Annotated in this window: 13 protein-coding genes; 1 reads left to right on the top strand and 12 read right to left on the bottom strand. The window is 44.5% G+C overall.

Annotation, left to right across the window (positions count from 1 at the left end; translation table 11 throughout):
* The first annotated feature begins 7 nt into the window (after positions 1-7).
* The gene (locus L0U88_RS20260; protein ID WP_234868638.1) at positions 8-2,236 is read left to right on the top strand and encodes an FUSC family protein; all 2,229 of its coding nucleotides are present in this window, start codon (positions 8-10) and stop codon (positions 2,234-2,236) included.
* Here the strand turns inward: L0U88_RS20260 and L0U88_RS20255 are convergent.
* The 12 genes from L0U88_RS20255 to L0U88_RS20200 form a co-directional block, all read right to left on the bottom strand.
* The gene (locus L0U88_RS20255; RefSeq protein WP_234868636.1) at positions 2,233-4,095 is read right to left on the bottom strand and encodes a 2-oxoacid:acceptor oxidoreductase subunit alpha; all 1,863 of its coding nucleotides are present in this window, start codon (positions 4,093-4,095) and stop codon (positions 2,233-2,235) included. The two genes, L0U88_RS20260 and L0U88_RS20255, sit on opposite strands and share 4 nt — an antisense overlap.
* A 128-nt stretch (positions 4,096-4,223) precedes the next feature.
* On the bottom strand, positions 4,224-4,997 hold the full coding sequence (locus L0U88_RS20250; protein ID WP_353620683.1) for an FkbM family methyltransferase: 774 nt from the start codon (positions 4,995-4,997) through the stop codon (positions 4,224-4,226).
* Between the two features lie 20 nt (positions 4,998-5,017).
* Complete coding sequence (gldA, locus tag L0U88_RS20245; protein ID WP_234868633.1) at positions 5,018-5,926, bottom strand: gliding motility-associated ABC transporter ATP-binding subunit GldA; 909 nt, start codon at positions 5,924-5,926, stop codon at positions 5,018-5,020.
* 20 nt (positions 5,927-5,946) lie between these two features.
* Positions 5,947-6,579: a carbonate dehydratase gene (gene can, locus L0U88_RS20240; protein WP_234868631.1), complete on the bottom strand. Its 633-nt coding sequence runs from the start codon at positions 6,577-6,579 to the stop codon at positions 5,947-5,949.
* 12 nt (positions 6,580-6,591) lie between these two features.
* Positions 6,592-8,160: a SulP family inorganic anion transporter gene (locus L0U88_RS20235; protein WP_234868629.1), complete on the bottom strand. Its 1,569-nt coding sequence runs from the start codon at positions 8,158-8,160 to the stop codon at positions 6,592-6,594.
* 88 nt (positions 8,161-8,248) lie between these two features.
* A complete protein-coding gene (locus L0U88_RS20230) occupies positions 8,249-8,602 on the bottom strand; it encodes a hypothetical protein (RefSeq protein ID WP_234868627.1) in 354 nt (117 codons plus the stop codon).
* A gap of 62 nt (positions 8,603-8,664) precedes the next feature.
* Positions 8,665-9,033 (bottom strand): response regulator transcription factor, encoded by a 369-nt coding sequence (locus L0U88_RS20225; RefSeq protein WP_234868626.1) that lies wholly within the window; start codon positions 9,031-9,033, stop codon positions 8,665-8,667.
* Position 9,034: 1 nt separating this feature from the next.
* Complete coding sequence (locus L0U88_RS20220) at positions 9,035-11,746, bottom strand: sodium:solute symporter family transporter (RefSeq protein ID WP_234868624.1); 2,712 nt, start codon at positions 11,744-11,746, stop codon at positions 9,035-9,037.
* Entirely contained in the window at positions 11,739-11,954 is a 216-nt protein-coding gene (locus L0U88_RS20215; protein WP_234868621.1) for a hypothetical protein, read from the bottom strand. Before L0U88_RS20215 ends, L0U88_RS20220 begins: the two co-directional genes overlap by 8 nt.
* Before the next feature lie 10 nt (positions 11,955-11,964).
* Positions 11,965-12,210: a DUF6814 family protein gene (locus L0U88_RS20210; RefSeq protein ID WP_234868619.1), complete on the bottom strand. Its 246-nt coding sequence runs from the start codon at positions 12,208-12,210 to the stop codon at positions 11,965-11,967.
* Positions 12,211-12,214: 4 nt separating this feature from the next.
* Positions 12,215-13,750 carry an MFS transporter gene (locus tag L0U88_RS20205; RefSeq protein WP_234868617.1) on the bottom strand — a complete coding sequence of 512 codons (1,536 nt, stop codon included), beginning with the start codon at positions 13,748-13,750 and terminating at the stop codon, positions 12,215-12,217.
* 89 nt (positions 13,751-13,839) lie between these two features.
* Positions 13,840-14,259 (bottom strand): IS1/IS1595 family N-terminal zinc-binding domain-containing protein, encoded by a 420-nt coding sequence (locus tag L0U88_RS20200; RefSeq protein WP_234868616.1) that lies wholly within the window; start codon positions 14,257-14,259, stop codon positions 13,840-13,842.
* Positions 14,260-14,340: the final 81 nt, after the last annotated feature.

The following is a 14,340-nucleotide window of genomic DNA, read 5'->3' as shown; positions in this document are numbered from 1 at the left end:
TAAATCTATGATTGAATACATCCGGGAATATAAAAAGTACAGCAGCAGTTATTATGTATCGGAAGGCATTCGTACCACGGCGGGTGTGATGCTTCCAATACTGACAGCCAGTTATTTTGGACATCTGGATGTTGGAATGGCACTCGGACTGGGCGCTCTTTGTGTGAGTATTGCGGATAATACCGGGCCCATTCATCACCGGGTGAACGGAATGATGGCGGCTCTTATTTTGATCTTTATTTCCACGCTTATTACGGGCTTCTGCATGCCTTATCCCTGGTTGCTGGCTGTGCTGATCGTGTTGATGGGGTTTGCCTATTCCATTATTGGTGTGTATGGCGTGCGGGCGGCTGCAGTTGGAGTGGCAGGCTTGCTGGTTATGATACTAAGTATTGATGAACGTTATACGAGCTGGGAGGTAGTAAGGAATGCCCTACTGGTAGCTGCTGGCGGTTTTTTCTATTTTACGATTAGCTTATTATTATATCGTCTGCGTCCGTATAAACTTATTGAGCAGGCACTTGGTGACTCCCTGCTTTCTATGTCTGATTACCTGAGTACCCGCGCCGGATTCTACGATGCGCAGGTTGATTACGATAAAAATTACAAGGAAGTACTTGAGCAGCAGGTGCTGGTGCATAATAAGCAAAGCCTGGTTCGTGAAATGCTGTTTAAAACGCGTGATATTGTTCGCGAGTCAACGCATAAAAGCCGGATCCTGATGATGATCTTCCTCGACAGTGTGGATCTGTTTGAACGGATCATGACATCCCAGCAGGACTATCGGCTCTTGCATCAGCTGATGGATAATTCAGGATTGTTACCGGCTTTTCAAACGCAAATACGTCTCTTATCTGATGAACTGGAGAAAATCGGGTTGGCTTTGCAGGAAGGAAGAGTTTCCGAAGCCAGAGAAGACCTGGAGGATTTGTTGAAAAAGCTGGAAACCGAATTTGTAGAGGTGCGTAATGCTACGATGGATGATAGTAATATTGAGGGGTTTGTAAGCCTGCGTCATATACTCAACAGTATTAAAGACATTCAGAGCAGAATTCTGACCATTCATCGCTATACCAGTTTTGACAAGAAAATCGGTGCGGCATTTTCACGAACCGTAGATTATACCAAATTTGTTTCGCCCTCTGATTTTAATATCAAACTGCTGACCAACAACCTTAGTATTCATTCAACGATTTTCCGTCATTCAATCAGAGTAGCGATATCCTTACTGGCAGGTTATTTTCTAAGTCGCATTTTGCCATTCGGGCATGGGTATTGGATTTTATTGACTATCCTGGTTATTCTTAAGCCGGCTTATAGTTTAACCAAACAAAGAAATATTGAGCGTTTAACAGGAACTTTTTTTGGCGCCTTGATTGGAGTGGGAGTTTTGTGGCTTATACGGGATGATCGGTTATTGGTAACTGTTATGATTATCGGAATGGTAATCGCATACAGCATGGTAAGGGTAAAATACCTGGTAAGTGTTGTGGCAATGACAGCCTACATATTGATCGCTTTTCATTTTCTGAAGCCCGGTGATTTTTCTGAAGTGTTGCGTGATCGCCTGATTGATACATTTGCGGGCTCGATGATTGCCTTCATTGCAACCTTTGCCATCCCTCCAAAATGGGAGCATGAGCAGATTCAGGAGTTGCTGGAGGAAGCCATCGAAGCGAATGCGCGTTATTTTGAAAGTATAAGCAAGTTATTTATTGGCGTATCACTAGGTAATGAAGCTTATAAGCTCAGCAGGAAAGAAGCATTTGTAAAGCTGGCCAACCTCTCTGATGCTTTTCAACGGATGCTGAATGAACCCAAGCGGCAGCAGAAAAAGGTACAACTGGTTCACCAGATGGTAGTGAATAATCACATGCTCGCTTCACATATTGCAACCCTTTCTTCCTATCGGAAAATGGCAGAGCGGTATGCTTCGGAAAAATTTCAACCCATTATTTCTGCCTCACTGCAGCATCTTCAGACAGCGGCTGAGCTGGTAAAACAGGAACCTGCACCGAACCTGCTGCTGAGTGCCGAAGAAAATTTTGTTATCCGGGAAGAGCTTAAACAATTATTGGAACTGCGGTTAAAAGAGTTGGCTGAAGGTGACATGGATACTGAAACCCGGCAACGGTTTTCGGAGTTGAAAACCATTGCCGATCAGTTTGAGTATATTAATAAAATCAGTATCGAGCTGGAAAAGCTGGCGCAGCGGTTACGGGAACGCACCACTTAAGCTGGAATGGTCATTCCCAACATGTCTTTCAGTTTGTTTACCAGCTCCGTTTTGGTAATCGGAACCCCCATGATCTTATTATATCCTTTGGCATCCACCAGGTATTGATCACGAATGATTTTAATAAGCTGGCCATTATTTATTTCCGGAATCAAAACCTGTTCAAAGTTTTTGATAATATCTCCCAGGTTTTTAGGAAAAGGACGGATATAACGAAGATGAGCATGGCTTACTTCCTGTCCGGCTTCCTGCAATTCCTGCACCGCGCTTTTAATTGCACCATAGGTTGAACCCCAGCCGAGAACCAGAATCTTTCCTTTCTCCGGACCACTGTCGAGTTTTTGCTCGGGTATATAATCTGCGACCTTGTCTACTTTTTCCTGCCGGATTTTTACCATCAGTTGATGATTCTCCGGTTCATAGCTGATATTGCCGGTTATATTTTGTTTTTCGAGTCCGCCCACCCGGTGTTCCAGTCCTGGTGTGCCGGGAATAGCCCAGGGGCGAACCAGTTTTTCATCGCGCTGATAGGGCATGAACTTTTCTTCTCCATGCCCCAGATCTTTCTTGAAGTTTACTTCGATTGGGGCCAGTTGATCGCTGGTAGGAAATTTCCAGGGTTCTGCACCATTGGCGATGTATCCGTCACTTAGGAAAATAACCGGTGTCATGTGCTGAACCGAGATACGTACTGCTTCATATACCGCCGCGAAACAATCACTGGGCGTGGAGGCAGAGATGACCGGCATAGGACATTCTCCGTTTCTTCCATAATAAGCCTGGAGCAGATCGCTTTGTTCTGTTTTGGTGGGCAGACCGGTGGAGGGGCCACCACGCTGGATATTTATTATTACCAATGGAATTTCCAGCATAACTGCGAGTCCCATGGCTTCTGTTTTCAGTGCCATACCTGGACCAGAAGTAGTTGTTACCCCCAGTGAGCCGCCATAAGATGCACCGATCGCTGCAGTGATGCCCGCAATCTCGTCTTCTGCCTGGAAGGTACGGATGCCAAAACTCTTGTGACGGCTAAGCTCATGCAGGATATCAGACGCTGGAGTAATGGGATAGGTTCCAAGGAACATGGGCAGCGACGCCTTTCGGGAGGCAGCGATCAGTCCGTATGCCAGTGCCTGGTTTCCCATGATATTACGATAGGACCCTGGTTCAATTTTGGCTTTTTCAACCTTATAGCGGGTTGTAAAGGTTTCAGTGGTATCACCATAGTTGTAACCGGCTTGAAGTGCTTTGATGTTGCTGTTGAGGAGGTCTGGTTTTTTGCCAAATTTATCCTTGAGAAATTGAAGGCTGCTATCCATGTCCCGGTTGTACATCCAGTACAAAAAGCCAAGGACGAACATGTTTTTCGCACGGTCTTTCTCCTTGGTTCCGAGTGGGAATTCTTTTAGTGCCTCACGGGTCATCTTGGTAATATCCATGCGAATGACTTCATAATTGGCGAGGCTATCATCTTCAATGGGGTTTACGCCATCAGGATAGTTGGCCAGTCGCAGGTTTTTGGCGTCGAAACCATCGGTATTGACAATGATTTTGCCACCTTTTTTCAGTGCCTTGAGATTGGTTTTCAGAGCTGCGGCATTCATCGCTACCAACACATCACATTCGTCGCCGGGTGTATAAACGGGGGTGCTTGAAAACCGTAACTGGTAACCACTGACACCGGGAATGGTTCCCTGGGGAGCCCTGATTTCAGCGGGGAAATCGGGAAAGGTGGCAAGGTCTATGCCCAGTAAAGCGGTATTGTTAGTGAATTGAGTACCAGTCAATTGCATGCCATCTCCACTGTCGCCTGCAAACTTTATAACTACCTCCGGAAGGAGTTCTTCTTTATGCATCATGGTGCAAAGGTAAGGAGAGGTGAGATGTGAAACGTGAGGAGTGAGAAGGAGAATAGAAGATGGAGGAATGGAAGAGGGAGTAGAGATGGAGTACCGGGGCAAAAGGGGGGGTGAATGCCAGAAGGGGGTTAACGGGAAAATCCAATAATTTTTTTTATTAAGGATTTGAGTGGATTGGGAAGGATTGATTTCAACCAGAGTAGCAGATTGATTTTTTTTTGATAAAAATTCAGGTCTGGCATATGTAATGGGAAATTGATGGATGTTGCATGAATATCAAACCATGGGTCAGGCATTTGATCAAAAACTTCAATTATTTTTTCTCTACTAAGCCAGGGGCTTTTAATATCTGCTCCAAAGGGACCTGCCGTGTCAATTCCGGTATATCCATAAACAGACTTGAAATTATAAAAGGAGACAATATTGAATCTTGAATATTTATTGAATTTCAATAAGTTGTTTAAGGTCTCAGGCCCACAATTCTCTACTGAAATATAATCTGGGAAAGGAGGATTTTGATGGATCGATTCCAACACATTTAGATCAGCACCTTCAAGATCAATTTTGACCATATCAGGCGCTCCATATGTTGTTATAAGATCCTTGAAGGAACACCCGATTACCCGAATTTTCTTATAATCATAGCTATTATTCTTAGGCACATTTAAAGTACTAAGTCCTGAATGGTAGCGGTGGATATAAAATTCAATTTCCTTTTCATCTACGTTTTGACCAGTAATACATTTATTTTCAATTATCAAACGACCACTTTGAATTTCTTTCTGGTATTGGTTTGCCAATGCTTTGGCTAAAACAGGATTCGCCTCAACCGCAACTACAGTAGCAGCTTTAGAGAGGTAATAAGGAATATTCTTTCCTTTATTGGCACCAAGATCAAATATCAGATTCAGGTGATAGAGTTTTAAGAGTTCGTTAGTGAACGGAACACATCTTCCAGGCTTTGATCACTACTTTGGAGAGATACGATGTTCAAGTTATGTTCAACACTGAGGGCCAGCAGCTGTTTTTTTGCTTCTACAGGATCGGCTGCTTCCAGTTGCCATTCAAAGGCATTGATTTTCTGTAATGCTTTCAGGCTCGTAACCGCTCTTTCCAGCCATTGAGCTTCCAGGGCTTCTTTGAATTGAACCCGGATCACTGGTTTACTGTGGCTGGCCTGGAGGTCTTTCAGGTTGTTATCTGCGATCAGGTTTCCCTTATTGATAATGATTACCCGGCTGCAAACAGCTTCCACTTCCTGAAGGATATGAGTGGAAAAGAGAATGGTTTTTTGGGCTCCGAGAGAACGGATGACTTCCCTTATTTCTATTATCTGGTTGGGATCAAGTCCGGTGGTGGGCTCATCCAGAATCAGAACCTCCGGGTCATGGATCAAAGCTGCCGCTAGTCCAACCCGTTGTTTATAACCTTTGGAGAGTTGTCCGATTTTTTTATGGCTTTCCGGTGTTAATCCGACCTGGTTGATAACGGTATTGATGCGGCCTTTTTTGTCGCTTATACCATGTACTTCAGCCATAAACTGAAGGTATTCCCGCACATACATGTCATAATAAAGCGGGTTGGATTCAGGCAGGTAACCGATCCTGGATTTGGTAGCGAGGGGATCTTTCGTAACATCCACCCCTGCAATCATGGCAGTGCCGCCATCTGGTTGCAGATAACCGGTAAGGATTTTCATAGTAGTGGATTTCCCGGCACCATTTGGGCCGAGAAATCCAACTATTTCTCCCTGATTTACAGAGAAGGAGATATTATTGACAGCTGTTTGCTGACCATAAACTTTCTTGAGAGACTGAACCGCGATTGACATAGTTCAACAAACCTACAGAATTATAAGTCATCATACTCATAGATGCTGTCAATATGTGTATTGGCTGGCATTTCAAATACAGGTTTGATCAAGCCGTCTTTCAGCCCGTACACCCAACCATGCAGGTGAGGTTGCTGGTTGTATTTCCAGGCTTTCTGAATGATGGATGTTTTAGCGAGATTCATTACTCCTTCAATCACATTCAGTTCAATCAAACGGTTGGTTCTTTGCTCTTCATCGGGAATGGCATCGATTTCATCCCGGTGGAATCGGTATACATCTTTAATATTTCTGAGCCATTTGTTGATGATGCCAAAATTATGTTGGGTCATCGCTGCTTTTACGCCACCGCAACCATAATGACCGCAAACGATCACATGTTTTACTTTCAAATGAACCACAGCATATTCGAGTACACTTAACAGGTTCAGATCTGTGTGTACGACCATGTTGGCGATATTTCTATGTACGAAAATCTCACCCGGCTGGGTGTTGGTAATCTCATTGGCAGGCACCCGGCTGTCGCTGCAACCTATCCAAAGGAAATCAGGACGCTGAATATTCTCCAGGCGTTTGAAAAAATCCGGATCTTCTTCAACCGTTTCTGCTGCCCATGCTTTGTTTTCAAGTAAAAGTTTTTCGTATTGTTTCATGTTTACTGATTTTTAAATAGTTTCTGAATGGTTAGAAAATCCCTGTTCTTTATTCGCGCTTTTTTTAAGTTGAACAGTAATATTTTTTAAAGGGGCACTGATTATAAAATCTTCAATCACTTCCACTACATCCTTGTCGAGAAAGTCGGCTCGGGTGGCGTCAATCAATACAAAGGAGTCTTCCGGAACTTTGGCCAGTTTGTGTTTAATGATTGGTTTGTTTAGGAAGGATACATCCTTTCTCAGGCGGAAAAGATAGTTTTTATCGTCGTTTACCACAAAAACTGCTGAGCGGAAATTACTGCGCAATACAAAGAATAGTCCAACCACACAGCCTACCAGGATGCCTTTCAGCAGATCGGTCAGCAGGATAGCAATGATTGTAACGATGAAGGGAACAAACTGGTCCCAGCCTCTTTGATAGAATTTTTTGAAAATAGAAGGTTTCGCCAGTTTGAAACCGGTATAAATGAGTACAGCTGCCAGTGCTGGTAATGGAATCATATTTAGGATATTGGGGATAAATGCCACACATAGCAGTAATAACAAACCATGAAGGATTGCCGACATTTTGGTTTTGGCACCGGCATTAACGTTTGCTGAAGTTCTTACAATAACAGAAGTGATGGGCAGGCCGCCAATGAATCCGGATAGCAGGTTACCTACTCCCTGGGCCTTCAATTCGCGGTTGGTTGGGGTTACGCGCTGGTAAGGATCCAGTTCATCCGAAGCTTCGATATTTAATAAAGTTTCAAGGCTTGCTACGATCGCAAGCGTAAATGCTACGACCCATACATTGTAGTTGGCGATATGACCAAAATCCGGGAATTGAAAAAAGCTAACAAACTCCTCAACGGTTTCTGCTTTTGGAATATTCACCAGGGTATGATCGGGCAGCACGAGGGGAGATTGCGAGGCGATGAAGAACTGATTAATAGCTACCCCAATTAGCACCACTACCAATGGTGCAGGAATCAGCTGCATAAACTTGCCGATTTTCACCACATATTTATCCCACACTATATGAATCAGAAGAGAAGCAATACCAATAAGGGCGGCACCAGGTATAATATGATTAAGGGAATTGAGGATGCCTGTAAATGTATTAGAGCCATCCGGTTGACGGAAACTTTCATCCCCTTCGAAATCTGCATCGTAGCCAACCAGGTGAGGTAACTGTTTCAGAATGAGGATCAAACCGATAGCTGCCAGCATTGCTTTGATGACAGCTCCTGGTATGTAATCGCCCAGCACCCCTGCTTTCAGATATCCAAGAATGATTTGCAAAACCCCGGCAATTACCACGCTAACTAAAAAAGCTTCAAAACTTGGCAGTTTAGCGAGTGCTGCCACAACAATGGCTGTTAGTCCTGCAGCCGGACCACTAACACTAAGTTGGGAGCCACTTAGGGCGCCAATGACGATACCACCCACTACTCCGGCAATAATACCTGAAAACAGGGGGGCGTTGGAGCCCAGCGCAATACCAAGGCAAAGGGGAAGTGCAACTAAAAAAACTACGATAGAGGATGGGATATCTGACGACAGATTCCCAAACGGATTTTGTAAACGTTTGGACATACAGGTTGATTGTTTCGAATAATAGAAAGGGATAACCAGTCTTCAACAGGGAAGGGGCAGGGTACCGTAAAAAACTTCAATAAAAAGCTCAGGCCTGATCCGGAGGCTGAATGAGGGTTTGGGAGAGTTGATCGTCCGGAAGATTTTCGGATACCGGAACAACCCTTAAAATATCTTCTGCATTAACGGTTCTCAGGAGGGCACAAGCGTCCAGATTACAAACTGAGAATGTTTTTCCGCTCTTATGTTCTTCGTTGATTGGATTATTACTGCCGGCTTCTTCTTCCACTGAATTAAGTACACAGTATTTATTCTGCTTGGAAACCAGCGGAAGCATAATCAGTGTTGTACCCAATAAACCCAGGAATAACAGGGTAATGCCGGTAATCAGCATTTTTGAACCGAAGAATTTCGGCCTTCCTGTTATGGGGGTATTTTTCATGGCGGTCGAAAATAAATTAATAGCTTGAAAGATAACTAATTGTTAAGGCATTTAACAAAGAGTTATCGCAATAATTGATTTATCTCTTTAATAAGAGAGCGGGTTGAGAAAGGTTTGAAAACAAAGGCTGCAGCGCCCAATTCAAGGCCTTTCCGTTGGTCGGACTCCCTGGTTTTCGCGCTCAGGAATACTACAATAATGTGGTTGAGTGCGGGCTGTTTTTTTATGAATTCACAAATTGCATAACCATCGATATCCGGCATCATGATATCGAGTACCACCAGGTCTGGAATTTCCTGCTGAACGAGTTGAAGTGCTTCCGTTCCATTCCGGGCAACAACAACTGAATACCCGTTTTTCTGCATCAGGAATTCCAGCGACATCAGGATGTATGGGTCATCATCAACAACCAGTATTTTTTTTCCCGGCATATCAGAGGTTTATTTGGGATAATGGCAGAATAAAGATAAAACGGGCGCCTCCATCCTCCCTGTTTTCAGCACGGATATTTCCAGTATGCAGTTCAATAATTTTTTTGGAAATCGCCAGCCCAAGCCCGCTGCCTTCCGGTTTTTTTAGTGTTTGGTTGGGCGCCTGATAAAATTTATCAAAGATCAGCTCCAGTGCTGCTTCAGGAATTCCTTTCCCCTGGTCAGACACGGATATCTCAAGATGATTGCCGGAAACTTCGGCTGCAAAAAGGATTGTACCTGATTCAGGCGAGAACCGTATTGCATTGGTGAGAAGATTATAAAGTACCTGACGAACAAGAATTGGATCCAGTTCGATCAACTGAAAAGGATGAGTGAGTTGGGTTTGTATCCGTAGTTTTTTTTGCTGAACAAGTGGCTGAATATCAGAAAGTGCTTCATCCAACAGCTCTTTGGTCTGTATAGTTTGAAGTTCTAAAGGCTGTTTGCCGGATTCAAAGCGTTCAAGACTTAACACCTGGGTAATTAAATGACTCAAGCGTTCTGTTTCCCGTACCACAGCAGCCAGGAATTCAGTTTTTTGGTTTTCCGGCATTTCTGGATTATCATGAACCAGTTCTGTTAATGCCCGGATGGATGTAAGGGGAGTCCGGAGTTCATGCGTTACTGTATAAAGAAATTCATCTTTCATTTCATCCATTGCCATCAATTGGCGATTGAGTGCAGAAAGTTGTTCAGTTACACGTGTCAGTTCAGCCGATTTTCTTCTTAGTTCTTTATTCAGTTCCATCATTTGCTGCGATTCCCGCAAAAGGTTCAATACTTCCTCCATGCTCAGTTCCTCCGCTTTGGCAACGCGTGAAACCAGGATATGCGCTGATGCGGATCCAATTACGCCGGCCAATATTTTTTCCGTGAATTGCACCAGCCGAGGATCTGCAGTGGTTGTATTCAGGGGAATTTGGTGCCGGCTTGCATACTTCTGAAAAAGACTAACAGCTCTTTCACTACCAATAAAATTTTGCAGAAGCAGTCTGAGTGCAGGCAGATTTGCTGTATTCTTCCAAGCGGCGGGTTCAACTTCAAACTTTTCTTTGGTCAAAAAGTCTACAAAGAGTTCTGCCTGGAAAGTTTCCCTCGTACCCTTTTGGCCATTGATGGAAACCAGCACAAATAGTCCGCTGTTTAATAAAAGGCTCCAGAATAGGGAATGTGAAACGGGGTCCAGGGAAGTAAGTCCGAATAGTGCATCCGGCCTTAACCAGGAGATCCCGAAATATCCATTTTCTAAAATGGAATTATCCAGCAGTCCTGCTCCTGCAAGGGAAGGCAGCAGCAGGGTGAACATCCAGCAGATAAAGCCGGCGGCGAGTCCGGCCAGTGCTCCATTCTTAGAGGCTCCTTTCCAATAGAGGCCTCCCAGTACAGCAGGTGCCAGCTGCGCAACAGCTGCAAAAGATACAAGGCCTATGGAAACAAGACTATACTGTTCTGCCACCAGTTTGTCGTATAACAATGAAAGGCCGATTACGAGCAGGATACTTCCTCTGCGCACCCAAAGTACAACAGCAGAAAGGTTGCGCCTGGATTCCTGGTGCAGCCGGTTGGTCGAAAAAAGTAAGGGAAGCGCCAGGTGATTACTAATCATAGTTGTTAGTGCGATGGTTTCTACAATGATCATTCCTGTTGCTGCCGAGAACCCACCGATAAATATCAGCAGGCTCAGCAGATGTCTTCCCTGGTCGAGGGGAATATTCAATACATAAAGGTCTGGGTTAGCAGTAGCACCGGGATATAAAACAGAGCCTGCAAGTGCTATGGGAACTACAAAAAGGTTGATCACAAAAAGATATAGGGGGAAAACCCAGCCTGCTGTTTTCAGGTGGTTTTCATCCAGGTTTTCAACTACGTTCACCTGAAACTGTCTTGGCAGAAACAGCATTGCGAAGAAGGAGAGTGTCAGCATAGAAAACCAACTGGTATAGGCATTGTTTTCCTGGAAGGTAAATAACTGCTGCAATCTTGGTTGCGCATTTGCCTGCTGAAACAGATCAGAAAAGCCATTAAATACACCATAGGTAATGAATAAACCGGCTGCCAGAAAGGCTACGAGCTTGATGACTGATTCAAATGCAATCGCGGCTATCAGTCCCTCATGTTTTTCAGCTGCATCCACCGATCTGGTGCCAAAAAACAGAATGAAAATAGTTAGCAGCAGGGTGCCATAAAATGTGCTATCCTTCCAGATGGACTGATTCGTGTTGCCAGTTGTACCTGCAAGCAGATCGAAACTGGTGGCAATGGCTTTCAGTTGAAGTGCGATATAGGGTATCACTCCCATCACGCAAAAAATGGTAACCAGAACGGCCAGAGAAAAATTCTTTCCATAACGGGTTGAAACCAGGTCGGCAATACTGGTGATTCCCTGTGTTCTGCAGATGCGGATGATTTTGAGCAGAACCGGCCAAAAAAGCGCACACAAAATTGTTGGACCAATATAAATAGTCAGGAAATCCAGTCCGCTGGTGGCAGCTCTGCCAACACTGCCGTAGTAGGTCCAGGCGGTACAGTAAACGGCCATTGATAACGCATATACATATCCGTTATTTATCCAGGATTTCCTTTTTTTTCTCACGGATTCTGCGCTCCAGGCCAGCAGGCTGAGCAGGAGCAAATAGCCTAAAGCGGTTCCGGCAATGATCCAGCTACTCATGCTCATCTGGTTTTTTGGGAGCAGTGCGGTGAATGGATCGAATCAGAAAAATAAAGAGCAGCCATCCGGAAAACAGGTAGACCAGCAATAAAGGCAGATCGCCAATCTGTTTGGGTTGATTTGCAATGGAGAGCAGGGGAAAGTTAAAAAACAAGAGGCAGGCAATTGCTATCAGCACTGCCTTCTGGTTTTTTTTAGAGGCTGACATAGCCACAAATTTAATCGCTTATTTCATCGGATCGCTCCGGCAGGTGATCATATTCGCCTTTAAGTGCGAAGTAGCCAAATAGGGCAAGACCGATGGCGATTGGAATGAATATAATTACAAATACACCCCATTGGATTTTGGTATCAATAACCGGTTTGGCGGCAATCTCCGATGCTGCTGTTTTTACCAGGTAGTAGATGGCAAGAGGTGCGAGTGCAATCCAAAGAATTCCGAGGTATCGTTTGAGTTGATTCATGACATTAATCGTTTACGTTTGGATCAATTTTATTGCTGATATAAAGGGTGCCGATTACCAGGCAAACGGCTGCAATCAGGATTGGGTACCAAAGTCCGACCAGGGCATCTTGTGTATAAATGGTGGTGAGCAGGGTGGCGATAAAAGGGGTTAGTCCGCCAAAAACTCCATTCCCGATATGGTAAGGGAGTGACATACTGGTGTATCGTATTTTGGTGGGGAACAATTCAACCAGGAAGGCAGCAATCGGGCCATATACCATGGTTACAAAGAATACCTGGATGAAGATCAGCAATACAAATTTCCAGTAGGTGGGGTTGTCAAGTTTTTTTTCTGTATAAGTGAGTTTGCCGGCAGTTGTTACATTATTCCTAAGAGTGTCGGATTTAACTTCAGTAAAAGACATTCCTGTGCTGAATGAATAGCGGGAGGATGTTATTTGCAGGGTTGCGGAACCATCCGGCAGGGGGCGGGTTTCGCGGCTAACGGAAGCAACTGCAGGGGTTTCTGCACTAATTCGGTTAGGGATATCCGTTGCTGTCATGAGTTCTTTGTAGATGGGTCTGTAGGAAAATACGGCCAGCAGCATGCCTGCCATCATAATCCATTTCCTTCCAATCTTATCACTCCACGATCCGAACAGAACAAAAAATGGGGTTGCAAAAACGATGGCCCAGATCAGGATGGTGCGGCTTTGGTCGAAATCAACCTTGCATACATTTTCGATGAAGGATTGGGCATAAAACTGTCCGGTATACCACACCACTCCCTGGCCCATTGTAGCGCCAAACAGGGCCAGTAATACCATTTTCAGGTTGGTTTTATGACCAAAACTTTCTTTGAGCGGGTTGACTGAAACTTTTCCTTCCGATTTCAATTTGGTAAACAGGGGCGATTCGTTCATTTTCAGCCGGATATAAATAGACACCACTACCAGAAGGATAGAAACCAGGAAGGGAATCCGCCAGCCCCAATCGTTGAATTTACGAATGGAAACTTCCGGGTCGCTGTCGAGACTATGTCTAGTCAGCAGAATAACACCGAGAGATACAAAAAGTCCGAGTGTAGCGGTTGTCTGAATCCAGGAAGTAAAGTAACCTCTTCTGTTTGCCGGGGCATGTTCAGCAACATAGGTGGCGGCACCTCCGTATTCGCCGCCCAGTGCCAATCCCTGTAACAAACGAAGCATCAATACCAGTATTGGAGCGGCAAATCCGATGGTTTCATACGAGGGGATTAGTCCGATAGCGAAGGTGGAGCCACCCATTAATACAAGGGTTAAGAGAAAAGTATATTTCCTGCCGATCAGGTCTCCCAGGCGACCAAAGACCAGGGCGCCAAAGGGGCGAACAATAAAACCTGCTGCGAAAGTGGCTAGGGTACTCAGCAGCGCAGCTGTTGGATTGGTGTTGGGAAAAAACTGGCTGGCAATAACAGTAGCCAGGCTTCCAAAAATGTAAAAATCATACCATTCGATGAGGGTGCCTACGGATGAAGCGCCGATAACTTTCCAGATACCTGTGTTAGTTGGTTGGGACATAGCTAAGCAATCTTGTAGCTACATATTACGTAATCCGGATAAGTATACAAAGAAGTCGCCGCCAATTGTAAATTAGTATAGCTAACAGTTTATTTTCTAAATCGTTCCCAGCGGATCACCATGAATTTGTCACCAAGTTCGGTGATCATACATCCGGCTTTGCGAAGAGCAGCCGGGTCTTGCAGGAATTGATTCAGTTCTGTATGGGAAAGTACTTTATAGGAAGGGCGATAGGAGGGACCTTGAGGCAACTGCAGATTGGCTTTTTTTATCCAGTTATGAACGGAGGCGTGACTGATGCCAAGGAGCCGTTCGATCTCCCGAAGGGAAACACCTTCCAGATATAACTGCAGTGCTTTGATAACGTAGTAGGGCTCTGTTGATTTACCTTTTTTAAAAACAGTAAAATAGTAGCGGCAGGTTTTGCAATGGTATCGTTGCCTGCCTTTTACAATGCCGCTTTTGATGGGGTTGGATGCGGAGCAGCGCGGACAGGAAATCGCTTTCATAAATAAATATACCAAATTACCAAACTTTGTTGATTTTTGGCCAAACAACTTTTCTACTTTTAGAACTGCAAACAAAACGAT

It is taken from the genome of Flavihumibacter fluminis, from assembly GCF_021491375.1.
Taxonomy (GTDB): domain Bacteria; phylum Bacteroidota; class Bacteroidia; order Chitinophagales; family Chitinophagaceae; genus Flavihumibacter; species Flavihumibacter fluminis.
This window is presented reverse-complemented; position numbering and strand designations above follow the sequence as displayed.

What these genes read in the sequence shown, in the direction of transcription:
- L0U88_RS20260 (WP_234868638.1), top strand. Translation starts at nt 8, where the DNA reads ATGATTGAATACATCCGGGAATATAAAAAGTACAGCAGCAGTTATTAT.
- L0U88_RS20255 (WP_234868636.1), bottom strand. Translation starts at nt 4,095, where the DNA reads ATGATGCATAAAGAAGAACTCCTTCCGGAGGTAGTTATAAAGTTTGCA.
- gldA (WP_234868633.1), bottom strand. Translation starts at nt 5,926, where the DNA reads ATGTCAATCGCGGTTCAGTCTCTCAAGAAAGTTTATGGTCAGCAAACA.
- can (WP_234868631.1), bottom strand. Translation starts at nt 6,579, where the DNA reads ATGAAACAATACGAAAAACTTTTACTTGAAAACAAAGCATGGGCAGCA.
- L0U88_RS20235 (WP_234868629.1), bottom strand. Translation starts at nt 8,160, where the DNA reads ATGTCCAAACGTTTACAAAATCCGTTTGGGAATCTGTCGTCAGATATC.
- L0U88_RS20230 (WP_234868627.1), bottom strand. Translation starts at nt 8,602, where the DNA reads ATGAAAAATACCCCCATAACAGGAAGGCCGAAATTCTTCGGTTCAAAA.
- L0U88_RS20225 (WP_234868626.1), bottom strand. Translation starts at nt 9,033, where the DNA reads ATGCCGGGAAAAAAAATACTGGTTGTTGATGATGACCCATACATCCTG.
- L0U88_RS20220 (WP_234868624.1), bottom strand. Translation starts at nt 11,746, where the DNA reads ATGAGTAGCTGGATCATTGCCGGAACCGCTTTAGGCTATTTGCTCCTG.
- L0U88_RS20215 (WP_234868621.1), bottom strand. Translation starts at nt 11,954, where the DNA reads ATGTCAGCCTCTAAAAAAAACCAGAAGGCAGTGCTGATAGCAATTGCC.
- L0U88_RS20210 (WP_234868619.1), bottom strand. Translation starts at nt 12,210, where the DNA reads ATGAATCAACTCAAACGATACCTCGGAATTCTTTGGATTGCACTCGCA.
- L0U88_RS20205 (WP_234868617.1), bottom strand. Translation starts at nt 13,750, where the DNA reads ATGTCCCAACCAACTAACACAGGTATCTGGAAAGTTATCGGCGCTTCA.
- L0U88_RS20200 (WP_234868616.1), bottom strand. Translation starts at nt 14,259, where the DNA reads ATGAAAGCGATTTCCTGTCCGCGCTGCTCCGCATCCAACCCCATCAAA.